Origin of the sequence: Methylobacterium sp. NFXW15 (genome assembly GCF_049887755.1) — a bacterium.
GTDB lineage: Bacteria > Pseudomonadota > Alphaproteobacteria > Rhizobiales > Beijerinckiaceae > Methylobacterium.
Window position 1 is genome coordinate 58,956 of sequence record NZ_JAGEKG010000013.1, and the last position, 26,312, is coordinate 85,267.

General features: G+C 68.0%; 27 protein-coding genes. 12 read left to right on the forward strand and 15 right to left on the reverse strand.

Annotated elements, in window-relative coordinates; translation table 11 throughout:
* The first annotated feature begins 225 nt into the window (after nt 1–225).
* Genes J4O73_RS21765 through J4O73_RS21775 form a run of 3 tightly spaced genes read left to right on the forward strand, consistent with a single transcriptional unit; the run spans nt 226 to nt 2,686 of the window.
* Nucleotides 226–1,212 (forward strand): ABC transporter substrate-binding protein, encoded by a 987-nt coding sequence (locus tag J4O73_RS21765; RefSeq protein WP_426220810.1) that lies wholly within the window; start codon nt 226–228, stop codon nt 1,210–1,212.
* Nucleotides 1,213–1,233: 21 nt separating this feature from the next.
* Nucleotides 1,234–1,965, forward strand: coding sequence for an ABC transporter permease (locus tag J4O73_RS21770; protein WP_426220812.1), 732 nt, complete (start codon nt 1,234–1,236; stop codon nt 1,963–1,965).
* The gene (locus tag J4O73_RS21775) at nt 1,946–2,686 is read left to right on the forward strand and encodes an ABC transporter ATP-binding protein (RefSeq protein ID WP_426220814.1); all 741 of its coding nucleotides are present in this window, start codon (nt 1,946–1,948) and stop codon (nt 2,684–2,686) included. The genes J4O73_RS21770 and J4O73_RS21775 overlap by 20 nt, the downstream gene beginning before the upstream one ends.
* Before the next feature lie 7 nt (nt 2,687–2,693).
* Here J4O73_RS21775 and J4O73_RS21780 read toward each other — a convergent pair whose 3' ends face one another.
* Both J4O73_RS21780 and J4O73_RS21785 read right to left on the reverse strand, forming a co-directional pair.
* Nucleotides 2,694–4,610: a hypothetical protein gene (locus tag J4O73_RS21780; protein WP_426220816.1), complete on the reverse strand. Its 1,917-nt coding sequence runs from the start codon at nt 4,608–4,610 to the stop codon at nt 2,694–2,696.
* A 136-nt stretch (nt 4,611–4,746) separates the two neighbouring features.
* Nucleotides 4,747–5,073: a HesB/IscA family protein gene (locus J4O73_RS21785; protein ID WP_378969913.1), complete on the reverse strand. Its 327-nt coding sequence runs from the start codon at nt 5,071–5,073 to the stop codon at nt 4,747–4,749.
* A 116-nt stretch (nt 5,074–5,189) separates the two neighbouring features.
* Between J4O73_RS21785 and J4O73_RS21790 the strand changes: the two genes are divergently transcribed.
* The 4 genes from J4O73_RS21790 to J4O73_RS21805 all read left to right on the forward strand — a co-directional run bounded on the left by J4O73_RS21790 (nt 5,190) and on the right by J4O73_RS21805 (nt 9,681).
* The gene (locus tag J4O73_RS21790; RefSeq protein ID WP_426220817.1) at nt 5,190–6,449 is read left to right on the forward strand and encodes a deoxyguanosinetriphosphate triphosphohydrolase; all 1,260 of its coding nucleotides are present in this window, start codon (nt 5,190–5,192) and stop codon (nt 6,447–6,449) included.
* An 89-nt stretch (nt 6,450–6,538) separates the two neighbouring features.
* Nucleotides 6,539–7,384: a tryptophan synthase subunit alpha gene (gene trpA, locus J4O73_RS21795; protein ID WP_426220819.1), complete on the forward strand. Its 846-nt coding sequence runs from the start codon at nt 6,539–6,541 to the stop codon at nt 7,382–7,384.
* A gap of 56 nt (nt 7,385–7,440) precedes the next feature.
* The gene (accD, locus tag J4O73_RS21800; RefSeq protein ID WP_426220821.1) at nt 7,441–8,349 is read left to right on the forward strand and encodes an acetyl-CoA carboxylase, carboxyltransferase subunit beta; all 909 of its coding nucleotides are present in this window, start codon (nt 7,441–7,443) and stop codon (nt 8,347–8,349) included.
* Between the two features lie 6 nt (nt 8,350–8,355).
* Entirely contained in the window at nt 8,356–9,681 is a 1,326-nt protein-coding gene (locus tag J4O73_RS21805; protein WP_426220823.1) for a bifunctional folylpolyglutamate synthase/dihydrofolate synthase, read from the forward strand.
* A 31-nt stretch (nt 9,682–9,712) separates the two neighbouring features.
* Here J4O73_RS21805 and dxr read toward each other — a convergent pair whose 3' ends face one another.
* The 13 genes from dxr to J4O73_RS21870 form a co-directional block, all read right to left on the reverse strand.
* Nucleotides 9,713–10,891, reverse strand: coding sequence for a 1-deoxy-D-xylulose-5-phosphate reductoisomerase (gene dxr, locus J4O73_RS21810; RefSeq protein ID WP_426220825.1), 1,179 nt, complete (start codon nt 10,889–10,891; stop codon nt 9,713–9,715).
* A 19-nt stretch (nt 10,892–10,910) separates the two neighbouring features.
* A complete protein-coding gene (locus J4O73_RS21815) occupies nt 10,911–11,780 on the reverse strand; it encodes a phosphatidate cytidylyltransferase (protein WP_426220862.1) in 870 nt (289 codons plus the stop codon).
* A 34-nt stretch (nt 11,781–11,814) separates the two neighbouring features.
* Nucleotides 11,815–12,378 carry a ribosome recycling factor gene (gene frr / locus J4O73_RS21820; RefSeq protein ID WP_378969902.1) on the reverse strand — a complete coding sequence of 188 codons (564 nt, stop codon included), beginning with the start codon at nt 12,376–12,378 and terminating at the stop codon, nt 11,815–11,817.
* A gap of 115 nt (nt 12,379–12,493) precedes the next feature.
* The gene (pyrH, locus tag J4O73_RS21825; RefSeq protein ID WP_378969900.1) at nt 12,494–13,216 is read right to left on the reverse strand and encodes a UMP kinase; all 723 of its coding nucleotides are present in this window, start codon (nt 13,214–13,216) and stop codon (nt 12,494–12,496) included.
* Nucleotides 13,217–13,890: 674 nt separating this feature from the next.
* A complete protein-coding gene (tsf, locus tag J4O73_RS21830) occupies nt 13,891–14,817 on the reverse strand; it encodes a translation elongation factor Ts (RefSeq protein ID WP_426220827.1) in 927 nt (308 codons plus the stop codon).
* A 126-nt stretch (nt 14,818–14,943) separates the two neighbouring features.
* Entirely contained in the window at nt 14,944–16,005 is a 1,062-nt protein-coding gene (locus tag J4O73_RS21835) for a 30S ribosomal protein S2 (RefSeq protein ID WP_426220829.1), read from the reverse strand.
* Nucleotides 16,006–16,175: 170 nt separating this feature from the next.
* Entirely contained in the window at nt 16,176–16,913 is a 738-nt protein-coding gene (locus J4O73_RS21840) for a pseudouridine synthase (RefSeq protein ID WP_426220831.1), read from the reverse strand.
* Nucleotides 16,910–17,815 carry a class I SAM-dependent methyltransferase gene (locus J4O73_RS21845; protein ID WP_426220833.1) on the reverse strand — a complete coding sequence of 302 codons (906 nt, stop codon included), beginning with the start codon at nt 17,813–17,815 and terminating at the stop codon, nt 16,910–16,912. Before J4O73_RS21845 ends, J4O73_RS21840 begins: the two co-directional genes overlap by 4 nt.
* Before the next feature lie 147 nt (nt 17,816–17,962).
* The gene (era, locus tag J4O73_RS21850) at nt 17,963–18,922 is read right to left on the reverse strand and encodes a GTPase Era (RefSeq protein WP_426220834.1); all 960 of its coding nucleotides are present in this window, start codon (nt 18,920–18,922) and stop codon (nt 17,963–17,965) included.
* Entirely contained in the window at nt 18,919–19,686 is a 768-nt protein-coding gene (rnc, locus tag J4O73_RS21855; RefSeq protein ID WP_426220836.1) for a ribonuclease III, read from the reverse strand. Before rnc ends, era begins: the two co-directional genes overlap by 4 nt.
* Nucleotides 19,683–20,468: a signal peptidase I gene (gene lepB / locus J4O73_RS21860; RefSeq protein WP_426220837.1), complete on the reverse strand. Its 786-nt coding sequence runs from the start codon at nt 20,466–20,468 to the stop codon at nt 19,683–19,685. Before lepB ends, rnc begins: the two co-directional genes overlap by 4 nt.
* Nucleotides 20,469–20,634: 166 nt before the next feature.
* Nucleotides 20,635–21,033: a holo-ACP synthase gene (gene acpS / locus J4O73_RS21865; protein ID WP_378969881.1), complete on the reverse strand. Its 399-nt coding sequence runs from the start codon at nt 21,031–21,033 to the stop codon at nt 20,635–20,637.
* Complete coding sequence (locus J4O73_RS21870; protein WP_426220839.1) at nt 21,030–21,776, reverse strand: pyridoxine 5'-phosphate synthase; 747 nt, start codon at nt 21,774–21,776, stop codon at nt 21,030–21,032. Before J4O73_RS21870 ends, acpS begins: the two co-directional genes overlap by 4 nt.
* Nucleotides 21,777–22,123: 347 nt before the next feature.
* Between J4O73_RS21870 and rpsF the strand changes: the two genes are divergently transcribed.
* The 5 genes from rpsF (at nt 22,124) to J4O73_RS21895 (ending at nt 26,238) form a co-directional block, all read left to right on the forward strand.
* Nucleotides 22,124–22,534: a 30S ribosomal protein S6 gene (gene rpsF, locus J4O73_RS21875; protein ID WP_378969876.1), complete on the forward strand. Its 411-nt coding sequence runs from the start codon at nt 22,124–22,126 to the stop codon at nt 22,532–22,534.
* Nucleotides 22,535–22,536: 2 nt separating this feature from the next.
* Nucleotides 22,537–22,788, forward strand: coding sequence for a 30S ribosomal protein S18 (rpsR, locus tag J4O73_RS21880; protein ID WP_066921788.1), 252 nt, complete (start codon nt 22,537–22,539; stop codon nt 22,786–22,788).
* A gap of 127 nt (nt 22,789–22,915) precedes the next feature.
* A complete protein-coding gene (locus tag J4O73_RS21885; protein ID WP_426220842.1) occupies nt 22,916–23,905 on the forward strand; it encodes a DUF2232 domain-containing protein in 990 nt (329 codons plus the stop codon).
* Nucleotides 23,906–23,951: 46 nt separating this feature from the next.
* Entirely contained in the window at nt 23,952–24,527 is a 576-nt protein-coding gene (rplI, locus tag J4O73_RS21890) for a 50S ribosomal protein L9 (RefSeq protein WP_426220844.1), read from the forward strand.
* Between the two features lie 223 nt (nt 24,528–24,750).
* Nucleotides 24,751–26,238: a replicative DNA helicase gene (locus J4O73_RS21895; RefSeq protein ID WP_378969869.1), complete on the forward strand. Its 1,488-nt coding sequence runs from the start codon at nt 24,751–24,753 to the stop codon at nt 26,236–26,238.
* Nucleotides 26,239–26,312: the final 74 nt, after the last annotated feature.

Genomic DNA, 26,312 nt, shown 5'->3' on the forward strand with positions numbered 1-26,312 from the left:
TCGCCAGGAAAGGTGCCCGGCACGCCAGCCGCGTGCAAGGTCGTCCCGACCCGGTGGACGAGCCCACTCGTGCGCCCTATGACCTTTTTGGCAATGGCGCCCGCCCCCGGCGGTGCCCAAGGCTGCCGTGAAAGGCCGCTTGGCCGGGCTCTCGGCTCGAGGCTAATTTGCCAAGGTGGACCGGTGACCACCGGAACCGCCGGAATACCGGAGGAGGAACGGCTCATGCTGTCACGGCGTGCGATGCTCGCCGCCGGCCTGCTCGGCGGGTTCGCGGCCCGAACAGGGCATGCGGGCGACCTCCCCGTAATCCGGCTCGGAAGCCTGCCGTTCGGCACCTCCACCTGGGAGGCGGCGGTGATCAAGGCGCGCAGCCTCGACACGGCCAACGGTTTCACCCTGGAGGCCACCAAGCTCGCGGGCAACGATGCCGCGCGGATCAGCTTCGTGGGGGGGCAGGTCGATACGATCATCGGCGACCTGCTCTGGGCTGCACGGCTCAGCAACGAAGGCCAGGGACTGCGCTTCATCCCCTATTCGACCTCCGAGGGCGCCGTGATGGTGCCGAAGGATAGCCAGATCCAGAGCCTGAAGGATCTGGCGGGCAAGAAGTTCGGCGTGGCGGGTGGTCCGCTCGACAAGAACTGGCTGCTTCTGAAGGCGCAGGCGCGGGACGCGGCCGGAATCGATCTCGAGAAGCAATGCGAGATCGCCTATGGCGCGCCCCCGCTCATCACCCTCAAGCTGGAACAGGGCGCGCTCGACGCCGCCCTGACTTATTGGACCTACTGCGCGCGGCTCGAACCCAAGGGCTTCCGCCGCCTGATCCGCGCCGAGGACATCATGCGCGCGCTCGGTGCGGGCGGTGACGTCTCGCTGATCGGTTACCTGTTCCACTCCACCACCGTCGCGGAGAAGCCCGCGGCGGTGGCCGGATTCTACCGTGCTTCGCGGGCGGCGAAGGACATGCTGGCCTCGGACCCCGCGACCTGGGACCTCGTGCGCCCGCTGATGGACGCCAAGGACGACGCCACGTTCGAATCCCTGAAGCGCGAATTCCTGGCGGGCACGCCGCGCAGGCCGGTGACGGCCGAGCGAACCGACGCGCTGAAGCTCTACGCCGTGCTGTCGCGGCTCGGCGGCGAGCGCCTCGTCGGCTCCGGCAACGGATTGCCGCAGGACTTCTACTACGATGGATCCCGGGATGGCTGATACCAGCGCGACCCTGCCCGCGTGCTGACCCGCATCATCTCCCTGGCGATCCTGATCGCTGCGTGGCAGGCCGCCGCGTGGGAAGCCCATTCGCGCCTGCTACCCGCGCCGCTCGCCGTGCTCGACTTCATCGTCGCGGAGGCCAAGCGGGGCGACCTCGCCCACAATGTCGGCATCACGTTGCTGCGTGTGGCGATCGCCTTCGCCATTGCAATGGGGCTCGGCACCGCTTTGGGCGTCGCCCTGGGCCGCTCGCGCAAGGCGGACCTCGCCCTCGACACGCCGCTGCTCGTGTTGCTGAATACGCCCGCTCTCGTCATCACCGTGCTCGCCTATGTCTGGGTCGGACTGAACGAGACGGCGGCGATCCTCGCCGTGGTGCTGAACAAGCTGCCGAACGTCGCGGTCATCGTCCGCGAGGGGTCGCGCAACCTCGATCCCGGCCTGGAGGAGATGGCACGCGCCTACCGGTTCGACCGCTGGACTTGGATGCGCGACGTGCTCGTCCCGCAATTGCAGCCCTACATCGTCACGGCGGCGCGCTCGGGCCTGTCGCTCGCGTGGAAGATCGTCCTCGTGGTCGAACTGCTCGGGCGACCGGACGGTGTGGGCTTCGCCATCAACTTCTACTTCATCCAGAGCACCGACGTGGCCGCCATCATCGGCTACAGCCTCGTGTTCATGGCGGTGATGATCGGGATCGACGTGCTCCTCCTCCAGCGGCTCGAAGCCCATGTCCGTCGCTGGCGCTGACGGGATGCCAGTCCTGCGGGTCGCCGTCGCGGGCAAGACCTACCGGCCGAAGGGCGCCGCGCCCGTGGAGGCGGTGCGCGACCTCGCCTTCACGATCCGGGAGGGTGAGATCGTCTGCCTCATCGGACCGTCCGGTGCGGGCAAGACCACAACCCTGCGCATCCTGCTCGGCCTCGACACCGACTTCACCGGCGAGGTTGCGGGCGCGGAGCAGGCCGGCATCGTGTTTCAGGAGCCGCGCCTGCTGCCTTGGCGCAGTGTGGAACACAATGTCCGCCTCGGCCTCGCCAAGGCCGACCGGGGCCGCGACCTCGATGCCCTGTTCGAACGGCTGGGCCTCACGCCCTGGCGCACAAGCTTTCCCCGCGCCCTCTCCCTCGGAATGCAGAGGCGCGTCGCCCTCGCAAGGGCCTTGGCCGGTGGGCCGAAGGTGCTGGTGCTGGATGAACCTTTCGTCTCGCTCGACGACAACGCGGCGGCCGAACTGCGCGCTCTCGTGGTCGACACGGTGGATGCAGCGGGGATGAGCGTGCTGATGGTGACGCATAACGTCGCCGAGGCCATCGCCATCGCCGACCGTCTGCTCCTCGTCTCCCGCCGCCCCGCGACGCTGGTCGCAGACATCACCCTCGACCGGCCTCGCCGCCTGCGGGACCGGGCTTGGGCCGACGCGACGAGGACCGGCCTGTCCGCCCGGCATCCCGAGGTGATCGCGGACTGAACTGCGTTCAGTTCGCCTTCGCCTCGATGTCGAGCCGGTCGAGCACGGAGGCCGGGGAGCCCGCGGTGCCGAGCTCCACGAAGCCGATGCCCGTGGGCTCCTTCGATTTGGCGCGGATCGTCAGCTTGCCCGGATTCATCACGAACTGACCCATGGCCGCGCCGATGGTCTTGGCCGCCGGGCCATTGCCGAGGATCACCGGCACCCCGAGCACGCTGGCGGTGACGTATTCCTTGCGCAACTCGTCGGGCTTCAGGCTCAGCTCCTTCGCCTGAGCGGCCAGGAAACGCTCGAACAGGCCGCTATTCTCCACCGTGAGATCGACGGTCCGCGCATTGCCCGAGAACAGCAGCATGGTCTGCGCCGGGACACTTCCAGAGAACAATTCCGGACCGATGCCCCCGAACAGAGCCGCAAGGCGCACCGTACCGATATCCTTCCCCGCAATCGTGACGTCGCGTAGGGCGACGGTGCGGGCGGCCTCGTCCCAGGCAGCATCGGCCGTCATGTCGAAGCTCAGGTCGCCGTAGCCGAAGGCCGGAAGGGCACCGACCAACGGCAGGCCCGCCGCCAGAGAAGCGGGCACGTCGAGCCCGGTGAGCGCGAGCCGCGTCGAGGGCGGCGCGCCCTCCGAAGCGGGTCCGACGCCGAACACGGCCTTACGCAGGGCAACGCGGTTCGTCTTGAGGGCCGCGGGCACGGCGAGCGGGTCGCCGGCCTTGGCATCCGGGGCGCGGGCTTCAGCGACCCGCGTCCGCGCAGTGGACTTGCCGCCCGCCGCCTGCTTCCCAGCGGGCGCATCCAGAGAGCCGCGCCGTTGCACCGGCGGCGGAGCGGGGGGCAGATCGACGGTGAGATCGGTGAGGGTCAGGGTGCCCATGCCGGTGGCGAGGCGACGGCTCTCCTCGGCATTCGGCGCGGTGTCCGGCTTGTCGGCGAGCCGTCGCATCTCAGCGATCACCGGAGCGAGGTTCATGCCCGTCAAGGTGATCTTGCCGAGGCGCGTCCGGGTGTTACCGCTGGACACGCTGGCACCCTCGATGCCCAGCCCGGCATCGGGACCGGCGGAGGCGTAGAACAGCCGCTCGGCTTCGAGGAGCAAAGGCTCCGCGGTCGAATCGCTGATGCTGACGCCCTTGAGGTCGATGCTGCCGACCGTCTGCGCGCCGAGCAGGTCGGCGGTGGCGGAGGCCGCACCGCGCTTGGTTTCGGGATCGTCGAAGCCCCGCGAAAGAAGGTCGAGGGAGCCGTTCCAGCCCTTCGGCACCTGGCGGGCGCCGAGATCGCGCCCCTCCAGACGCGCGACCTTCACGGTCGTGCCCTTGGCGTCAGAGAGGGCGATGTCGGACAGCTGCATCGTGCCATAGACACGCAGGGTCGGCCCCTTGCCGTCACCGGGCTCCAGGGCGAGCCTTGCGAAGGAGGCGAGATCGACATCGGTCGCGCGGAAGGCGCCGTAGGTGCCCGCCGCATCCGGCGCCGCCTTGGTCCCCTTGGAACTGAGGGTGACGCCCGAAGCGGTCAATTCGCCGATACGGCCACCGCGCACGTCGCGGGCGACCATGTCGCGATAGGTCGCGCTCTGTCGCTGGTCACCGGGACCGGCATGTTCCGAATTGAGGACCGGCGCCGTCAGGCTCGCCGCGTCGAGCCGCGCAAGGCGCACGGCCCAGGGCTCGGAGGCATCGGCCTTGAAGATCGCCGCGAGATCGTCCCGCGACAGGCGGGTGCCGCTCGCGGTGAGCTTGGGCACCTTGATGACGGTGGCGCCGAGCGGCAGCACCACATCGGTGAGCGTCACGTCCTGGACGGCGGCGGCGCCTTCCTGCGCACGCACCGGATGAGGGACAGCGAGGCCGAAAGCCAGCGCGGCGGCGCAGGCTACGAGGGCCGACCGGAGACGGCGAGCCGCCGGAAAAGTCATGGACAGGTCCAACTTGCCGAGACACGGGCGCGACGGATCGCGTCGCGCGTTTTCCGTCGCGACACAATCGTTGGATGGTGGCGCGAGCGTGGCGAACGGGACCTGTCACCCGGCCGCAACGTTTTCGGCAGGTCGTTCAGAGCGAGAAAGAGGTCCCGCAGCCACAGGAGGCGGTAGCGAGGGGGTTCTCGATCTTGAAGGATTGGCCGATCAGATCGTTGACGAAGTCGATGGTCGATCCGGCCATGTACTGCACCGAGACCGGGTCCACGATCACCGTAGCGCCATCGCGCTCGATGGCGATGTCCTGGTCCTGCCGGTCGCGGGCGATATCGAAGGCGTAGGAAAAGCCGGAGCAGCCCCCGCCGTTCACGCTGATGCGCAGCAGGGAGCCGGGCGGCTCGTCGCCCATGATCTCGTTGATGCGCTTGGCGGCGCGGGGCGTCAAAGTGATCTCGGACATCGTTTCAGCCACAGGCAAATCCGCGGCGGCACGGGACGGCGATTGCCCCGAGCCCTCGGACCACCAAGATATGGGCCTCCGGTCCGTGCTGCAATGCGGGCGGGTGAGGAGCGACTGTGCAAGACACGAAACGGGCCAACGGCGAGCGGTGGCGGGCACCCTACGCGACCGATCCCGCCGCGACGCGGGGGCGGCTCATCACGGAGCCGGGCTCGCCCACGCGCAGCGATTTCCAGCGCGACCGCGACCGGATCATCCATTCGACTGCGTTCCGGCGGCTGAAGCACAAGACGCAGGTCTTCGTGCACCACGAAGGTGACCATTACCGCACGCGGCTCACCCATTCGCTGGAAGTGTCGCAGATCGCCCGCGCATTGGCCCGCGCCCTGGGGCTCGATGAGGATCTGGCGGAGGCGCTCGCCCTCTCGCACGACCTCGGCCATACCTGCTTCGGCCATACCGGCGAGGATGCGCTCGATGCCTGCATGGCCCCCTTTGGCGGGTTCGACCACAACGCTCAGACCCTGCGCATCGTCACGCGGCTGGAACGGCGATATGCCGGGTTCGACGGGCTGAACCTGACCTGGGAGACCCTCGAAGGGCTGGTAAAGCATAACGGGCCGCTCCTGACAGCTCAGGGCGTTCCGACGCCGCGCTACGCCGAGCGAGGCATCCCGGCGGCCATCCTCGAATACAATGCGGTTTACCCCCTGGACCTCGCCCTCCATGCCGGGCCGGAGGCGCAGGCCGCCGCCCTCGCCGACGACATCGCCTATGCCGCGCACGATCTCGATGACGGGCTGCGCGCCGGGCTGTTCGACCTGAAGGATCTCACCGCCGTGCCCTTCCTCGCGGGGCTTCTTGAGGAGATCGAGGCCCTGCATCCGGGGTTGGAGCCTGCGCGGATCGTCCACGAACTCGCGCGCCGGGTGATCACCCGCTTCGTCGAGGACGTGATCCGCGAGAGCGAGCGGCGGATCGCGGCTCTCAACCCCGCAAGCGTCGCCGACATCCATGCGGCCGGTGCCCCCGTCGTCGCCTTCTCGCGGACGATCGAGGCGGCCGATGCGGAGGTGATGCGGTTCCTCTGGAAACGCATGTACCGCGACGCCAGCGTCGTCGCGGTGCGGGAGAAGGCATCAGCCATCGTCACGGACCTGTTCACGGCCTTCAAAGCCGACCCGTCTCGGATGCCGCCGGAATGGAGTGCCGACCTCGCCGGAGCCTCCGAGCCACGAATCGCCCGCCGCATCGCGGACTACATCGCCGGCATGACCGATACCTATGCCGTGCTCGCGCACCGCAAGCTGTTCGACGCGACACCCGAGCTTCAGCCCTCTCCGCCGAGCCGTGGGCTGCCCTTGGCGGAACCATAGCCGCGCAGGCGCTCTTGCCCGCCCCGCTTCACGGCAGGGCGGGGATGGTGTAGCGCGATCCGTTTCCCGAAAGCCGCTAGCACCGTCCCATGCCGTCTGCCACGCCGAGCCGCATCGATAGCACCTTCGCCAAGGCCCGTTCCGAGGGCCGCGCGGTGCTGGTCACCTACATTATGGCGGGGGATCCGGACCCGGAGACCTCGCTGGAGGTGCTGCGCGCCCTGCCCGGCGCCGGGGCGGACATCCTCGAATTCGGCATGCCCTTCACCGATCCCATGGCCGATGGCCCGGCGATCCAGGCGGCAGGCCTGCGCGCCTTGAAGTCGGGACAGGACGTCGCGAAGACGCTGGACCTCGCCCGCCGCTTCCGGGCCGAGAACCAGACGACGCCGATCGTGCTGATGGGTTACTACAACCCGATCCACACCTACGGCGTCGACAGGTTCCTGGCCGACGCGGTCGAGACCGGTATCGATGGGCTGATCGTGGTCGATTGCCCGCCGGAGGAAGATTCCGAGCTCTGCCTCCCGGCGCTGGCGAAGGGCATCGCCTTCATTCGGCTTGCCACCCCTACCACCGACGAGCGGCGCCTGCCCGCAGTGCTCGCGAACACGGCGGGCTTCGTCTACTACGTGTCGATCACCGGCATCACCGGCACGGCCACCCCCGATTTCGGGCGCGTGGCCGAGGCGGTGGGGCGGATCCGCAAGCACACCAAGCTTCCGGTGGTGGTCGGCTTCGGCGTGAAGAGCGGCGCCCACGCCGCTGCCATCGCCAAGGGCGCGGACGGTGTGGTGGTTGGCTCGGCCCTGGTCGATGCGCTCCACCGCTCCCTCGACAGCGGAGGCCGGGCCGGCGACGGCACGGTCGAGGCCGTGACCTCCCTGGTGCGGGAACTCGCCGAGGGCGTCCGCTCCGTCAGCCACACGGCTTAAACCCATCACTCCATTCGGCGCCCCGGCGCCGCATCGAACGACACGGGCGATTCAGCATGGTCGAACCGATGAACTGGATCTCGGAGGTCGTGCGCCCCCGGATCAAGACGCTGTTCAAGCGCGAGACGCCAGAGAACCTCTGGGTCAAGTGCCCCGATACCGGACAGATGGTCTTCCACAAGGAGGTGGAGGCCAACCACTGGGTCATTCCCGGCTCCGAACATCACCTGAAGATGAGCGCCGCCGCGCGCCTCAAGATGATGTTCGACGGTGGAACGTGGATCGATGTGGCCCTGCCCGAGGTCGCCACGGACCCGCTGAAGTTCCGTGACGAGAAGCGCTACGTCGACCGCCTAAAGGACGCTCGCAGCAAGACCGGCCTGCAGGACGCGTTCAAGATCGGCTTCGGCCGCGTCGGCGGAATTCCGATGACGCTGGCCGTGCAGGAATTCGGCTTCATGGCCGGCTCCCTCGGGATGGCAGCGGGCGAAGCCTTCGTGCGCGGTGCCGAAAAGGCGGTGGAGAAGAAGACGCCCTACGTCCTGTTCTCGGCCTCCGGCGGCGCGCGGATGCAGGAGGGTATCCTCTCACTCATGCAGATGCCGCGCACGACCGTGGCGGTGCGGCGACTGCGCGACGCGCGCCTGCCCTACATCGTGGTGCTGACGAACCCGACCACGGGCGGCGTCACCGCGTCCTACGCCATGCTGGGAGATGTCCACCTGGCCGAGCCGGGGGCGCTGATCTGCTTCGCGGGACCGCGCGTCATCGAGCAGACGATTCGCGAGAAGCTGCCTGACGGCTTCCAGCGGGCGGAATATCTGCGCGAGCACGGCATGGTGGATCAGGTCGTCCATCGGCATCAGTTGAAGGATACGATCACGACCCTCTGCGGTCTTCTGATGAACCTGCCCGCCCCCGCGCAGGCCGAAACGGCCTCCGCGCCCGCCGCCGAGATGGCCTGAGGGTCGATGGACTCTTCCGACGCCCTGCTGGCGCGCTTCCTGGCGCTGCATCCCCGGACGATCGATCTCTCCCTCGGGCGGATCGAACGGCTTCTCGCGCGACTGAACCACCCCGAGCGACGCCTGCCGCCGGTGATCCACGTCGCCGGGACCAACGGGAAGGGATCGACCATCGCGTTCATGCGCGCGATCCTCGAAGCCGGGGGGCTCGCGGCCCACGTCTACACCTCGCCGCACTTGGTGCGGTTCCACGAACGCATCCGGCTCGGTGCCATCGGCGGCGGGCGATTCGTGGATGAGGACAAGCTCGCCGACGCGTTCCGCCGCTGTGAGGCGGCCAATGCCGAAGATCCGATCACCGTCTTCGAGATCACGACCGCCGCCGCACTCCTGCTCTTCTCCGAGCATCCGGCGGATGTACTGCTGCTCGAAGTGGGCCTGGGCGGCCGGGTGGACGCCACCAACGTGATCGATGAACCCGCCTGCGCCGTGGTAACGCCCATCGGCCGCGATCATGCGGAATATCTCGGCGATACGGTGGAACTGGTCGCGACCGAGAAGGCGGGCATCTTCAAGCGCGGCTGCCCGGCGGTGATCGCCACGCAGGATTACGCCGAGGCCGACACGGTGCTGTGCCGCCAGGCCGAGCGGGTCGGGGCGACCCCGATCATCGTCGGCGGCCAGGACTTTTCCGTACACGAGGAACGCGGGCGGCTCGTCTATCAGGACGAAACCGAACTGTTCGATCTCCCCAAGCCCCGCCTTGCCGGGCGCCACCAGCTCGTAAACGCCAGCACCGCCATCGCGGCCCTGCGCGCGGCCGGGTTCGGAGATATCGGCACCGCCGCCCTGGAACGGGGCCTCACGGGTGTCGAATGGCCGGGCCGCCTGCAACGCCTCGGCAAGGGGCGCCTCGCCGACCTCGTGCCGAACAGCGCCGAGCTCTGGCTCGACGGCGGGCACAACATGGATGGCGGACGCATCCTCGCCGCCGCGATGGGCGACCTCGGCGAGCGCAGCGATGCCCCCCTCGTGCTGATCGTCGGCTTGCTCGGCACCAAGGATGCAGACGGCTTCCTCCGTCACTTCGTGGGCCTCGCCCGCGCGCTGATCGCGGTGCCGATCCCCAATCAGGTCGCGGCTCGCCCGCCGGAGGAAGTCGCGGAGATCGCGGAGCGTGCTGGTCTCTCGGCGCGTGTCGCTCCGAGCGTCGAAGCCGCGCTGGAAACCGTCGGTGATATCAGCTTCGAACGGGCACCACGCATCCTGATCTGCGGCTCGCTCTACCTCGCCGGGCAGGTGCTGGCGTCGAACGGCACGCCGCCGACCTGATCACCCTCACCGTCTTTGCGAGCGGAGGGTGCTATCCCGCCGCCCGCATTTCCGGCAACGATTCTGCGCTCCAGCTGCGGACATGCGCGTCGATGGCGAGGGCCTCTTCCACATCGGCCGGGGCCTTGGGATAGACCGGCGCAAAATGCGTGCAGGCGCGCTCGACGAGGTCGGCGATGCCGTAGAAGTCGATCCCCCCGGCGATGAACGCCGCGACCGCAACCTCGTTGGCGGCGTTCATCACGGTCGGCGCCGCGCCGCCCTCGGACAGCGCCGCGCGAGCGATGCGCAGGCACGGGAAACGCTCCTCATCCGCCGCCTCGAAGGTCAGTGAGCCGAGCTTCACGAGGTCGAGGGGCCGACCGCGCTCGATCGACAGGCGATCGCCCAGGCCGAGGCAATGCGAGATCGGGACACGCATGTCCGGCAGCGCGAGCTCCGCCGTCACTGCACCGTCGATCCAATAGACCATCCCGTGGATGACCGATTGCGGATGCACCACCACGTCGAGCCGCTCGGGCTCGATGCCGAAGAGGTGGTGCGCTTCGATCAGTTCCAGCCCCTTGTTCATCAGGGAGGCGGAATCGATGTTGATCTTCATGCCCATCGACCAAGTCGGGTGGGCAGCGGCCTCGGTGGGTGAGGCTGCAGCGATACGCTCCCGCGTCCAGGTGCGGAACGGGCCGCCCGAGGCCGTGATCATCAGGGTGCGCACGTCGTCGAGGGGGCGGCCGTGCAGGGCCTGCGCCAAAGCGTCGTGCTCGGAATCCATCGGCCAGATGGTGGCGCCGTAGCGCTTGGCATCGCGCATGAAGGCGTCACCCGCGCAGACCAAGCTTTCCTTGTTGGCGAGCGCCACGGTGCGACCCAGGCGCAGCGCCGCGTGGGTCGGCTTGAGACCGGCCGCTCCGCTGACGGCAGCGACCACGATATCGGCCTCGCGGGACACGGCCTCCATCACGGCCCCCTCCCCCGCGCCGCTCGGGATGCCCGTTCCCGCAAGAGCCTCGGCCAGGGCCGGGCCGCCGGCCTCGTCGGCCAGGGCCGCGAAGCTGGCGTTCAACTCGCGGGCGACATTGGCCAGCGCCACCGCATCGCGCCCGCCGACTACCGCGCCTGTGCGGAAACGATCTGCGTGCTGCGTGAGTAGGTCCGCCGTGGAGCGGCCGATGGAGCCGGTGGCCCCCAAAACGGTGACGGTCTGCACCACGGGCGAAACTCCCAGAATTCTAACCGATCAAGCCCTGCCCACGCAGGACGAGATAGAGCCCGGCCAGAACGGCCACGGCGAAAAATCCGTCGAGCCTGTCCATCACCCCGCCATGGCCGGGGATGATGCGGCTCGAATCCTTCACGCCATGACGGCGCTTCAACCACGATTCGAACAGGTCGCCCGCTTGGCTGAGGATTGAGGCCACCGCGCTCGTTCCGGCCACGACCGGCAGCGAGGCGCCGCGCGGCAGGGTGAAACCCAGGAGGTCGGCGCCCACGGCCACCAGCGCCCCAGCGGCGACGGCTCCGGCCAGGCCGCCCAACGCGCCGGACCATGTCTTGTTGGGCGAGATCGCCCGCATCAACTTCGGCCCGCCGATCTTGCGGCCGACGAAATAGGCGGTGATGTCGGTGGACCAGACCACGGCGAACATCCAGATCGGCCCGATCAACGCGAGGACCGGATCGTCCCGGAGGGCGGTGGGAACCGAGGCGATGATCCCCGCGCAGAGAAGCCCGACAAGCGTGCGCCACCGCCCGGCCGTGGTCCGCGCGACGGTGGCGCAGGCGGCGGCGCCGAGGGCCAGCACGGCGAAGCAGGCGAGCGCCGGCGCCTCGGCCTGCAACGTCACGACCAGCGCGGCCAGCGTCGCCGCACCGAGTGCGATCAGCACCTCGCGCGGCTCGACGCGGCTCATCACGATCCATTCGCCGAAGCCGATGATGCCCGCGGCAAGCCACACGGCCGCGAAGGCCCACCCACCGTAGATCAGGGCGGCGATGACGGCGGGGGCGAGGACGACGGCGGAGGCGACGCGCAGCCATAATTCCCGCCGCGAACGGCGCACGGGCGGAACGGAAACGGCGGCCGAAGCCGCCTTCTCCACAGGAGTCTGGGCCGGAACGTCGGTCACGCCGACCTCAGACCTGCATGATTTCCTTTTCCTTCGACGCGAGCACGCCGTCGATCTCGGCGATATGAGCGTCGGTCGCCTTCTGCACGTCGCCCGCCTGACGCTTCTCGTCGTCCTCGGAGATCGCGCTGTCCTTCAGGAGCTTCTTGAGGTGGTCGAGCCCGTCGCGGCGGACGTGGCGCACGGCGACGCGGGCTTCCTCCGCGTATTTGTGCGCGACCTTCACCATCTCCTTGCGGCGCTGCTCGTTCATCTCGGGGATGCGCAGGCGGATGGTCTGGCCTTCGGTCTGCGGATTGAGGCCGAGATCGGACTCGCGGATCGCCTTCTCGACCGCCGTCACCATGCTGCGGTCCCAGACCGAGATGGAGAGGAGCCGCGGCTCGGGTACGCTCACCGTGGCGACCTGAGACATCGGCATCATCGAGCCGTAGGCATCGACCTGGATCGGATCGAGCAGGCCGGGGGACGCCCGCCCGGTGCGGAGCGAACCGAGATCCTTGGACAGGGAGGACACGGCACCGGTCATGCGGCGCTTGATGTCGTTGAGGTCGAATTCCGGAGTGGCCATGGCGTCAGGTCCCTACGGGCATGGTGGAAAAGGGGCGCGGCGCAGGGCGCGCGATCGCGGCCTCAATGGACGAATTTTTTCTCGCCCGCAAACGCCGGGTTGCAGCATCCCCCTGTTAGGGGACCACATGGGTCGAAGGGGCCTCGCCGGACAGGATCGCGGCGATGGAACTCGGGGCGTGGACCGAGCCGACGACGATCGACAGCCTGCTCTCCCGGGCCAGGGCGAACGCGGCGGTGTCCATCACCTTCAGGTCCCGTGCGATGGCCTCGTCATGGGTGATGCGGTCGTAGCGCGTGGCGGAGGGGTCCTTCTTCGGATCGGCCGAATAGACCCCATCCACCTGGGTCGCCTTGAGCACGGCATCGCAGCGCAGCTCGGCGGCACGCAGGACGGCGGCGGTGTCCGTGGTGAAATACGGGTTGCCGGTGCCGCCCGCGAGGACGACCACCTGTCCCTTGTCGAGGTGGTGCAGGGCGGGCTGTCGGGCATAGGTCTCGCAGATGGTCGGCATGGATACGGCCGACATGGTCCGCGCCTGCACGCCCGCCGCATTGAGCGCGGTCTCGATGGCGAGCGAATTCATCACCGTGGCCATCATGCCGAGGGAATCACCGGTCGCCCGGTCGATCCAGCCCGCCGCCGAAATGCGCGCGCCGCGGATCATGTTGCCGCCGCCGACCACGATGGCGATCTCGAGCCCGTTGGCGATCGAGCGCGCAACATCCTCGGCCATGGCGGCCAGGGTCGGGGGATGCAGCCAATATCCGTCGGGGGCGGCCAGGGCCTCGCCCGAGAGCTTGACCAGCACACGGCGAAACGGCGTCGATCCGGGCATCTCGATTCCTCGTGCCAGCCCGAAGCGCCGGGCGGCAGCTTCTACGTCAGAGGTTGGCTCGACGTCGAGGCCCGAAACGTCATGCACAGGCTTCCCCAGCCCGGAAACCCCGGACAGCAAAAGACCACCGGACCGTGGGACGGCCCGGTGGTCGAGAGATGCACCCGGAGGTGTACGGCCACGTTAGTGGCCAGCGACGACGTCCATGACACCCAGAGCCGTCATCAGAAGGCCCGAGGCGAAAGCGCCGATCATGAGGTAGCTGATGCTTTTCGAGATCATGCCTTACCCTACCCTCGGGAGGCGCCAACGGCTGTGCGTCGCAGCACCAACCGCCCGGGATTACCGAAGCAACGCGTCCGTTAAGACGCAGCTCTACTCACTGGCAAGCGATTGATCGCTCGAAAAACCGTCTGCTTTGCCATGATTTAGGGGGCGTAGAGCTTTGGTTCCATTACCTTCAAGATGATCGATGCTTGCGCATTGTGCACAGCGCCAAGTCTCGTTGTGCCTTGCATTCAGGCGGCGTGAAATACGCGCGTCGGCGGTGATGCGATGACGGCCGCCGGAAACGCCCGAATTTTTGTGCTGCGGCGCACATCCTCCGAAACGAGAAGAGCCCGCCGGGGGGTACCCGGCGGGCTCTTCGACGATCCGGCAGGATCGGTTGCGGATCAGGCGCGACCGGCCTGCTGAGCGACCTCGGTCGCGAAGTCCGGGCCCTCTTCCTTCTCGATGCCCTCGCCCAGCGCGTAGCGGACGAAGCCCTTCAGGGTCACCGGGCCGCCGACCTTGCCAGCGGCTTCCTTGAGAACCTGAGAGATGGTCTTGGAGCCATCGTGCACGAAGGGCTGCTCCATGAGGGTGACCTCCTTGTAGTAGCTCTTCAGGCCGCTCTCGACGATCTTGGCGAGGACGTGGTCCGGCTTGCCGGCGTTCTTCTCGCGCAGGATGTTCGACTCACGCTCCACGGTCGCGGCATCGACGCCCGAGGCGTCGAGGGCGACGGGGTTCGTGGCGGCGACGTGCATGGCGATCTGGCGACCGAGGGTCGTCAGTGCATCGACATCGCCCTCGGACTCGAGCGCCACGAGCACACCGATCTTGCCGAGGCCCTCGGAGATCTGGCTGTGGACGTAGCTGGCGATCACGCCCTTGGTCACGTCGAGCTTGGTGACGCGGCGCAGGGTCATGTTCTCGCCGATCGTGGCGATCAGGCTCTGAAGGTGGGCCGAGACGGTCTCGGACGAGCCGGGGAAGGTCGCGTTCTGCAGGCCCTCGAGGGTGCCATCGGTGTTGAGGGCGATCTTGGCGGCCTCGCGGGCGAAGGCCTGGAAGCCGTCGTTGCGGGCGACGAAGTCGGTCTCGGAGTTCACCTCGACCACGGCGGCGTGATGACCGGCGGACTCGACGGCCACGAGGCCCTCGGCGGCGACGCGACCGGCCTTCTTGGCGGCCTTGGCCAGACCCTTCTTGCGCAGCCAATCGATGGCGGCTTCGATGTCACCCTGCGTCTCGGCGAGGGCGCCCTTGCAGTCCATCATGCCGGCGCCGGTCTTCTCGCGCAGCTCCTTCACCATCGCGGCGGTGATGTTGGCCATGGCCGGTTCCTTTCGTGCAGTTGAGGGCGGTTCGATGAGAGAGGCCCGGCGCTCGGGGTGAGCGGCCGGGCCCGGTGTGCTGAGGTGTGCGACCGGCCGATGACGGCCGGTCCACGGTGCCTTCGATTAGGCGGCGGCAGTGGCCTCGACGAAGCCACGGGCCTGCGAGACCCACGAATCGCGGTCGATGCGGCCGTTGAGCTTCAGGTCGGCATCGACCTTGGCGACCTCGTCCGCGGTCATCGCGGCGATCTGCCAGTAGTGGTAGATGCCGGCATCGTTGAGCTTCTGGACGATCTGCGGACCGGCGCCGTTCAGCTTGGTCAGGTCGTCCGGAGCGCCGCGCGGGGCCGCCAGCAGCTCGAAGTGCTCGGTCGACTCGGCGAGCATCGCCACGTCGGCCGGGTCGAGGGCGTCGGAGGAGACGGCCACGTCGTCGTTGGCCGGCAGTTCCTCGGCCATCGGCTCCTCGGAGGCGCCGAGATCGACACCCGACGAGCCCTGGGCGCGGGAGATGCCGTCGATGGCAGCACGGGCGATCAGGTCGCAGTACAGCGCGATGGCGCGGCCCGCGTCATCGTTCGCCGGCACGACGTAGGTGATGCCATCGGGGTTGCAGTTGGTGTCGACCACGGCCGCGACCGGGATGCCGAGGCGGTTCGCCTCCTTGATCGCCAGCTGCTCCTTGTTGGTGTCGATCACGAACAGCAGGTCCGGCACGCCGCCCATGTCCTTGATGCCGCCGAGCGCCTTCTCGAGCTTGTCCTTCTCACGGGACAGCATCAGGCGCTCCTTCTTGGTCAGGCCCGGGCCACCGGTCTCGAGGGTCTCGGAGACCTTACGGAGGCGCGAGATCGAGCCAGAAATGGTCTTCCAGTTGGTCAGCGTGCCGCCGAGCCAGCGGGAGTTGACGTAGTACTGGGCCGAACGGCGGGCGGCCTCGGCGATCGTGTCGGCAGCCTGGCGCTTGGTGCCGACGAACAGCACGCGGCCACCACGGGCCACGGTGTCGCTCACGGCCTGGAGCGCCTGGTGCATGGCGGGCACGGTCTGCGCGAGGTCGATGATGTGGATGTTGTTACGGGTGCCGAAGATGTACGGCTGCATCTTCGGGTTCCAGCGGTGCGACTGGTGTCCGAAGTGAGCGCCGGCTTCGAGAAGCTGACGCATGGAAAAGTCGACGGCCATTCTGTTTCGTCTCCGGTTAAATCCGCCGCGGAGGGATGCGACCGGGCTGACGCCGGCCACCGGATGAGCCCCATTGAGTCATGGGGACGTCTCCGCGTGTGGGATGGGCCGGGCGGTTAGCAGAATGAGGGGGGCGTGGCAAGTCCGAGCCCGCTCCGCTCGTCCCCCGATCAGCCAGCCGCGAAGATCGCGGCGATGGCCGGTTCATCGAGGATGCGGATCTCTCCCGCAGGCAGATTTTCCGGCAGGTCGAGGCCGCCGACGCGGTCGCGGTGCAGGGCTTCCACATGGTTGCCGAGCGCCGCGAACATCCGCCGGACCTGATGATACCGGCCCTCCGTCAAGGTGACGGCGCAATGGGTGGCGTCCTGCGTCTCCATCACGACCGGAAGGAGCGGCCTGTCCTCGCCTTCCAGCATGAGCGTGCCGGACGCGAGTGCCGCCGCCTCGCTGCCGTTCAGCGGCCTTGCCAGGGTCACCTGATACCGCTTGGCCACATTCGCCTTGGGGGAGATGATCCGGTGGAGCAGCGCGCCGTCATCGGTGAGCAGGAGCAGGCCCGAGGTCTCCTTGTCGAGCCGACCAACCGTGGAGAGCGGAGGCTCCCGGCGACGCCAACGTTCCGGCAGCAGGCCGTAGACCAACGGCCCCGCCTCCTTGTGCGAGCAAGTGACGCCCAGCGGCTTGTGGAGCATCAGGCATAGGCCCGGAAGGGGATCGAGACGCTCGCCTTCGACAGTCAACCGCTCGGGCAGATCAGGGTCGAGGGCGATCCTGTCGCCCGCATCCGAGAGTTCGTTGCCGTCGAGGCGAATCTCACCCATGCGCGCCAGAGCCTGGATCTCCCGGCGGGAGCCGTAGCCGAGATTGGCGAGGAGCTTGTCCAGCCGGACGGCCTTCGCGCTCATCGCTTGGCCTCGAACACCTTGTAGCCGCCCTCCTGCGCGACGGTCTCCACGGAGCGGAAGCGCTCGCGCAGGGTCGCCTCGTAGGGAAGGTGGGCGTTCGCCACGAGCCACAGCGTCCCGCCGGACCGTAGAGCGTCGGCCGCGCGCTGGATGAAGGTCTTACCCAAGGCCTGATCCTCGGCACCACCATCATGAAAGGGCGGATTGCTCACCGCAAAGTCGAGGCCCGTGGGCAGAGACGATGCCGCGCGGAGATCGCCCCAGACGATCTTGGCCCGCGAATCCGAGACGTTCCGCTTGGCCATCTCGATGGCGCGGCGGTCGAGATCGACCAAGGTCATCTCGGTGACGGCATCGGAGTGCAGGATCGCCCGTGCCAAGATCCCAAGGCCGCAGCCGAGATCGGCGCCGCGCCCCTTGAGCGGCGGAAGGCGCGCCATCAGCAAGGCCGTACCCGGATCGAGCCTGTCCCAGGAAAATATCCCTGGCTGCGTGCACAGGGCGAGGTTGTCGATATGCCGGGGCCCGCCTTCGTGAATCGCTTCATCGAGCCCCGCCGGATCGGCCGGTCGGGTGCCGGTGCAGATGCGGTGATGCCGCTTCGGCAGATCGTGGGCGGGGCAGCCGAAGGCGGCGAGTTCCTTGGCAAGGCGAGTCCCGCCGCGGTCCTTCGGCGCAAGCACCACCAGCCGGGCACCGGGCTCCAACGCGCGGAGGGCATGGGCGAGGACGTAGCGGCGCTCGATCGTGCCGGGTGGCGCATAGACCGTGGCGCCCGCGAGCGAGGCATCCGCGACATCCTCCAGCCGCACCGAGCCGGGGATGACGGGAGAGACCTGTAGCGCCGCCTCGGGGGCCTCGGCGAGGTCGACGGGCGGCAGGCCGTAGACGGCGTGGGACATGATGGAGCTATCGAACGACCGGGAAAGCCGATCCCCGCACGCGGGCCCTGGGGCGCGTTCGCGAAACGGGAATCGGGGGATGCCTCCCTGATACACCGGCCGCCCCCCTGGCGGCCAGTGTCGCGGTGGACGGTCAGCCCCTTGCGGTCAGCCCCGCGGGAATTCCAGCCCCATCTCGCGGTAGCGTGCAGGGTCGTCGGCCCAGTTCTCGCGCACCTTCACGTGAAGGAACAGGTGAACCGTCGCTTCGGCCGCTTCGGCGATCTCGATCCGTGCCGCCTGCCCGATGGAGCGGATCGTCTGGCCGTTCTTGCCCAGCACGATGGAGCGCTGGCTCTCGCGCTCCACGAAGATGGTCTGCTCGATCCGCACCGAGCCGTCTGCCTTCACCTGCCACTGGTCGGTCTCGACGGTGGAGCGGTAGGGCAGTTCCTCGTGCAAACGGTCGTAGATCTTCTCGCGGGTGATTTCGGCGGCGAGCATCCGGAGCGGCGCATCGGACACCTGATCCTCGGGATAGAGCCAGGGACCGGCGGGCATCCGTGAGGCCAGGGCCTTGCGGAGGTCGCCGATGCCGTCGCCCTTCAGCGCGGAGATCATGAAGGTCTCGGCGAAGGGCGAAGTCTGATTCAGTTCGGCCGCGAGGGCCAACAGTTTCTCTCGCGGGATGAGATCGATCTTGTTGAGGATCAGCAGCTTCTCTCGGCGAACATCGCCGAGACGGGACAGAATCGCCTTCACCTCGTCGTCGGCACCCTTGCGGGCATCGACCAGCAGGCACACGGCATCGGCGTCGGCCGCGCCGCTCCATGCCGAATGGACCATCGCCCGGTCGAGGCGGCGCTTCGGCGCGAAGATGCCGGGCGTGTCGACCAGAACGATCTGCGACGACCCCTCGATCACGATACCGCGCACCAGCGCGCGGGTCGTCTGCACCTTGCGCGAAACGATGGAGACCTTCGTGCCGACGAGGCTGTTGAGCAGCGTCGACTTGCCGGCATTCGGCACGCCGATCAACGCGACGAAGCCCGCCTTCGAGTCGGTCGGCGTGCCGGGCAGGGTCGAGGGGACGATGGGGCCGTCCTCCGGGGTGTCGTGATCGGTCATGGGGTCTCCGCGGCGGCATCGCCCGCCGCCGTAATGCCTTCGCGGGCCAGCAGGTCACCGGCGGCGGCCTGCTCGGCCACGCGTTTGGAGGTGCCCTCGCCGAAGCCGGGCTCCAGCCCCTCGACCTGCACCGCCATGCGGAAATGCGGGGCGTGATCGGGGCCGGTGCGCTCCACGACGGCGTAGATGGGAATCGGCAGGCTGCGGCTCATGGCCCATTCCTGCAGGGTCGATTTCGCGTCGCGCCCACGGGGCGCGGTTCCGATCTCGGCGGGGCGGAAATGCGCCTCCACGAGCGCTCGGGCGGCGGCGAAGCCGGCATCGAGATAGACCGCGCCGAGGATCGCTTCGCACACATCCGCGAGGATGGTCTGGTTGCGGCGCCCCCCGCCCATCACCTCGCCCTGGCCGAGGATCAGGTGCGGCCCGATCCCCCATGTGGTCGCGACCGCCGCGCAGGTCTCCCGGCGCACGAGACCCGCAAGCTGGCGGGACAGATCGCCTTCGTCGGCATCCGGCAGAGCCGTGTAGAGCCCTTCCGCCACCGCGAGCCCGAGCACCCGGTCGCCGAGGAATTCTAGGCGCTGATAAGAGCCGTTGCGACCCGTCGCCTTGCTCGTATGCGTGAGCGCGCGGGTCAGGAGGTCCTTGTCCGTGAAGACATGGCCGATCCGCTGCTCAAGCTCGGAGAGGGGCGGACGCGGTTTGTGCGCTCGCTTGATCCGCGCCGAAACGCGCGGAACGGGTGTCGCGTCCGTGCTCAATGGATCGTCGAGAACAGGCGCGACCAGCGCACCTGCGCGGGCCAGTTCCAGATCTGCCAGGCCGGAGTGCCTTCATCGATGGAGAAGAAGATCATCTCGGCGCGCCCGACGAAGTTGGCGAACGGCACGTAGCCGACATTGGCGAGGTCGCGCGAATCGGTGGAATTGTCGCGGTTGTCGCCCATCATGAAGTAGTGGCCAGCCGGGACGGTGTACAGTTCGGTCCGGTCCCAGAAGCCGTTGTCGCCGTCGCGCTCGATGACGCGATGGGCCACGCCGCCGGGCAGCGTCTCCATGTATTGCGGCACCTTGGTCGGCTGGCCGTAGGCATCGGTGGTCTCGTAATCGGCGATCCGCTCGCGCTTCACCGGCTGGCCGTTGATGTTGAGGACGCCGTCGATCATCTGGATCTTATCACCCGGCAGGCCGATCACGCGCTTGATGTAATCGGTCGAATTGTCCTTCGGCAGCTTGAACACGGCGATGTCGCCGCGCTTCGGATCGGCAGCCCAGACGCGGCCATTGGCCTGGATCGGAATGTATTCCGACAGGGGCAGCGAGAACTTCGAGTAACCGTAGGAGTATTTCGAGACGAACAGGTAATCGCCGATCAGGAGCGTCGGCACCAACGATCCGGATGGGATGTTGAACGGCTGGAACAGCAGGGTGCGAACCACGAGCGCGATGAGCAGCGCCTGGATGCCGACCTTCAGGGTCTCGCGGATGCTCGCCCAGGTGCCGGTTTCCGCCGGCTTGGCGAGCGACTTACCCTCGTGATTCACGTGCACGTTCCTACTGATCGACCGATTCCGTCGTCTGCCGCCTCAGCGGAAGACGCCGTGAGCGGCTCGGTGCCATCCATCCGCGAGGATTGCGCCGCCATCGTGTCCGCTGGGTGCGGCGATCTAAACCATGCAGCGGTCACCCGCAACGCGCAGAGGCGCAACCCTAATCCCTCAACGCCTCGATGACCACGAAGGCCAGCGCCATGGGCGGGTCGTCGGTGAGGCTGACATGGATCCTGGCGGAGTGCCCGGCTGGCAGCATCTCCGCCAACCGCTCGGCCGCGCCTCCGCTGAGGCGAAGCGTCGGCGCACCGGAGGGCAGGTTCACCACCTCCATGTCGCGCCAGAACACGCCCTCGCTCAGGCCGGTGCCCAGCGCCTTCGCGCAGGCCTCCTTGGCGGCGAAGCGGCGGGCGTAGCCCTCGGCGCGCGCCTTGCGGCGGTCGCAGCGGGCGCGCTCGCCCTCGGTGTAGACCCGATGCGTGAACCGCTCGCCATGGCGGGCCAGGGTCTTCTCGATGCGGCGGATGTCGCAGAGGTCCGAGCCGATCCCGATGATCATCCGCGTGCCCGGTCCATGGCCGCGCGCATGTCGCGGATCGCCTGGGCGAGGCCGACGAAGATCGCGTCGGCGATCAGGGCATGGCCGATGTTCAGTTCACGGATCTCGCGAACAGCCGCCACCGGGCCGACGCTGTCGGTGGTGAGGCCATGGCCCGCGTGGATCTCCAGCCCGAGCCCGGCGCCATGGGCCGCCGCGCGCCGGATTCGCGCGAGTTCGCGCTCGACGGCGGCCTGATCGCCCGCGATCGCCGCTTCGCAATAGCTGCCCGTGTGGAGTTCCACGACGGGGGCACCCAGGGCGTGGGCGGCCTCCATCACCTCCGGCTCCGGCTCGACGAAGAGCGACACGCGGATGCCCGCCTCGGCCAGGGTTCGGATGCGCGGGGCGAGGTGGTCGCGCCCGCCGATGATGTCGAGCCCGCCCTCGGTGGTGCGCTCCTCGCGCTTCTCCGGCACGAGGCAGGCGGCGTGCGGACGGGTCGCGACCGCGAGCGCGACCATTTCGTCCGTCGCCGCCATCTCGAAATTGAGCGGGACGGCGAGGCTCGCCTTCAGGGCCGCGATGTCGGCGTCGCGGATATGGCGGCGGTCCTCTCGTAGGTGGGCGGTGATTCCATCCGCCCCTGCCTCGACCGCGAGGTGGGCCGCCCGCACCGGATCCGGGTAAGCTCCACCGCGCGCGTTACGGACGGTGGCTACGTGATCGATGTTGACGCCGAGGCGAAGCTGCGGAACGGTCATGGCAGTCGAATTGAGTCCGTCTAGAGGCTTTCTCCCTAGGTGTCGGCTTCGACCTCCGACGGCAAGGGCCTTCCTTGAAGCGACCCCCACGCTCCGCCGCGAGGGTTGCGGAAACGCGCGAAACCGTCTAAGCGCGCCCCTCGCGTTCGCTCCGGCCGGGGGCTGAACGGACGGTGCCGCTCGCGGCATAGGAGCATGCTCCGTCGTCCCGTGTCTCCGCCTTCGATCAACCGCTCGGGCCTGAAACATACGGCTCGAAGGGCTTGGCGCCGAGCTAACGTGAAAGTGAACCGGCCCGGACAAGCCGCGCAAGCGGCCGGGTCTCCTTTGAACACGAAAGGCCCGGTATGCCTCTCTACGAGCACGTGCTTCTGGCGCGTCAGGACGTGACGTCCCAGCAGGTCGAGACGATGATCGACACCTACAAGGGTGTCATCGAGCAGAACGGCGGTCGTCTCGAGAAGATCGAGATGTGGGGCGTCAAGTCCCTCGCCTACCGCATCAAGAAGAACCGGAAGGCGCATTTCGCGCTCCTCAACATCGACGCGCCGCCTGCGGCGATCGCCGAGATGGAGCGTCAGATGCAGATCTCGGAAGACATCCTGCGTTTCATGACGGTGCGGGTCGAGGAACTCGATTCCGAGCCGTCCGCGATGATGCAGAAGCGTGACCGCGACGACCGCAAGGATCGTGAGCGTGGCCGTCGTCGTGACGACGAGGGCTTCGGCGGCGGCGGCAGCTTCGGCGGGGAGAACTGATCATGGCTTTCGGTGCTGGTGGCGGCGGCGGCCGTCGTCCCTTCTTCCGTCGTCGGAAGACCTGCCCCTTCTCCGGCGCGAATGCGCCGAAGATCGACTACAAGGACGTGAAGCTGCTCTCGCGCTACGTGTCGGAGCGCGGCAAGATCGTCCCGTCGCGCATCACGGCGGTGTCGGCCAAGAAGCAGCGTGAGCTCGCCCAGGCGATCAAGCGCTCGCGCTTCCTCGGCCTGCTCCCCTACGTGATCAAGTAGTCCGACAAAATCCGCCGGCCCGGACCATCCGGGCCGGCTCCCTCAGAGAGCGGCGAACCCGCTCGATCGTTGGGGCGCTCGTTTGGCCCCTAACCCCTCCCTCGCGGGCGGGGGGACAGCGGAACCCATGACCAACAACCTCGTCATCGGCATCGGCGCGGGCCTCGTTTCCGCACTCCTCTTCGGCGTCCTGCTGAAGGGTACCGGTCTTGCCGTCACGCTCTATCTGCTCGCCCCGCTGCCGATCCTGATCGTCGGCCTGGGCTGGAGCCATCGGGCCGCCCTCGCCGCCGCCGCGACCGGCAGCCTCGTGCTGATGGGCGTCATCCAGCCCTTCATGGGCCTGGCCTTCGCCGCCTACATCGCCATTCCCGCATGGTGGCTCGCCTATCTCGCCCTGCTCGGCCGTGAGACCCCTGCGGGCCTCGAATGGTACCCGACCGGGCGGCTCCTGGGCTGGATCGCCGCCACCGCCGCCCTCGCCTTCATCTCCATCGCCGTCCTGTCCTCGCCGAGCTACGAGGCCTACGAGACGCAGTTGCAGAAGCTTGCCCACAGCTTGGTCGACTCCCGCAGCCCGGCATCCCGTCCCGCCCCACAGGCCGAAGCCAAGCCGGACGCTGGCGCGCCCGAGACGCCACGCAACGATCCGGCCACCGTCACCCGCGACGAATTGGCCGACGCCTTTGCGAGCGTGGTGCCGGCACTCGCCGCGCATGGCCTCGCGATGCTGCTGTGCTTCTACCTGTGGGCCGCCGCGCGGATCGTGCGGATCTCCGGGCGGCTGATGCGGCCCTGGCCGGATCTGCCTTCCACCAAGATGCCGCGGAACTGCCTGGCCGCGCTCGGCGCCGCCGCCCTCCTGAGCTTCGCCCCCGGCTATGCGGGCGTGCTCGGTGTGGCTTTGGTCGGCGCCTTCACCGCCGTGTTCGCGCTCCAGGGCCTCGCCGCCTTCCACGACCGCTCGCGCGGCCGCCCCGGCCGGGGCGTGATGCTGTTCGCTATGTACATGGTCCTGTTCGTGACCCAGGGCGTCGCTCTGATCGCCCTCACCGTTTTCGGCCTCGCCGATACCGCCCTCGACCGCCGCCGTCCGAAAGGGCCCGCGGCGCCGTGACCCCGGGGCCGCACGGCCCCACCCAACCCCCCGAAGGAGATAGACCATGGAAGTGATTCTGCTCGAACGCGTCGCCAAGCTCGGCCAGATGGGCGAGACCGTGAACGTCCGCCCCGGCTTCGCCCGCAACTTCCTGCTCGCCCGTGGCAAGGCCCTGCGCGCCACCGAGGCGAACAAGAAGCATTTCGAGGGCCAGCGCGCTCAACTCGAGACACGCAACCTCGAGCGTAAAAAGGAGGCCGAGGCCGTCGCCGAGAAGCTGAACGGCCAGAGCTTCACGCTCATCCGTCAGTCCGGTGAGACCGGCGTGCTTTACGGGTCGGTCTCGACCCGCGACATCGCCGAGATCGTCACGAAGGACGGCTTCAGCGTCGAGCGCGGCCAGATCGTCCTCAACCACCCGATCAAGACGCTCGGCCTGTTCAAGGTGCCGGTGACGCTGCACCCCGAAGTCGAGGTGGAGATCACGGTCAACGTCGCCCGCAGCCCGGAGGAGGCCGAGCGCCAAGCCCGTGGCGAGAGCATCATCGAGCGCGACTCGTTCAACCTCGACGATCTGGGCCTCGAGGTCGGTGCCGCCCTGGCCGATGCCGGCGAGCAGGGCTCCGACGATCAGGGCTGAATCCCTGGATAGCGGTGATAGCGGGGACACCCGCTTTCATCGCTTGACTTGTTCCACGTTTGTTCCAGCATGGATGCCCGCCCTCGTACGAGTCGGCGGGCATTCGTGTGCCCGGAGAAAGGCTCCGGGCGTCGCAATCGGCTAAGCTTCGGTCAACGCATCGAGGCGATGGTCGGGACGTGAGGTGCGCCGATCGGGGCGCCGGACGGGAGTCGTTCCGCCTATGGCACTGCCCAACGCGATCACGGCCAAGCTGGAAGCGGTGAAGGCGGAATACCGCGTCGCCCCGCACAACATCGACGCGGAGCAGGCGCTGCTGGGCGCCATCCTTGTGAACAACGATGCCTACTACCGTGTGTCGGACTTTCTTCTGTCCGAGCATTTCATGGAAGATGCGCACCAGCAGATCTTCACCGTCGCGGCCTCGCTGATCAAATCCGGCAAACTCGCGACGCCCATCACCATGAAGACCTATCTGGGCGACGCCGATTTCGGCGGCCAGACGGTCATCCAATACCTCGCCCGCCTCGCCGCCGACGCCACCACGGTGATCAACGCGGCCGAGTACGGCCGGACGATCTACGATCTCGCCATTCGCCGTCGCCTCATCGCCATCGGCGAGGAACTGGTGAACGGCGCCTACGAGGCCCCCGTCGAGCAGGCGCCCCGCGACCAGATCGAGGAGACCGAACGGCGGCTCTACGAGCTGGCCGAGGCGGGCAAGTACGATGGCGGCTTCCAGAAATTCTCGGATGCGCTGACCGCAGCCGTCGACATGGCGGCCAAGGCCTATCAGCGCGACGGCAAACTGTCCGGTATCGCCACGGGCCTCAGCGACCTCGACGCGAAGATGGGCGGGCTGCAATCGTCCGACTTGATCATCCTCGCCGGGCGCCCGGCCATGGGTAAGACCTCGCTCGTCACCAACATCGCCTTCAACATCGCGAAGGCGTACCGGGGTGAGAAACATCAGGACGGGACGACCCGCACCGCCAATGGCGGCATCGTCGGGTTCTTCTCCCTCGAAATGTCGGCCGAACAGCTCGCCACGCGTATCATCGCCGAGCAATCGGGCGTGCCGTCCTACAAGATCCGACGCGGCGATATCCGCCCGGAGGATTTCTACAAGATCACCGATGCCGCGCGGGATATGCAGACGATCCCGTTCTACATCGACCAGACCGGCGGCATCTCCATCGCCCAATTGTCGGCCCGCGCCCGGCGGCTCAAGCGGCAGAAAGGGCTCGATGTTCTGATCATCGACTACCTCCAGCTGCTCTCCGGCTCCGGCAAGCGGAGCGACAACCGTGTGCAGGAGATGACCGAGATCACCACCGGCCTGAAGGCGCTCGCCAAGGAATTGGCGGTTCCGGTGATCGCGCTGTCCCAGCTGTCGCGTCAGGTGGAGAACCGCGACGACAAACGGCCCCAGCTCTCGGATCTGCGTGAATCAGGCTCGATCGAGCAGGACGCCGACGTGGTGATGTTCGTGTTCCGAGAGGAATATTACGTCGGCAACAAGAAGCCGCGCGAAGGCACGGAGGAGTTCTTCGCCTGGGAAGCCGAAATGCAGCGTGTCCATGGCAAGGCCGAGGTGATTATCGGCAAGCAGCGCCACGGCCCGACCGGCACGGTGGAATTGCAATTCGACGCCAACATCACCCGCTTCTCGAACCTCGCGCAGGACGAGCGGCTGCCCGACCGGATGTAACCACCGGCCTCGGCCGTCATTGCGAGCGGAGCGAAGCAAACCAGGGCAGCGGGACGTTCCGGAACGTAGCGCCG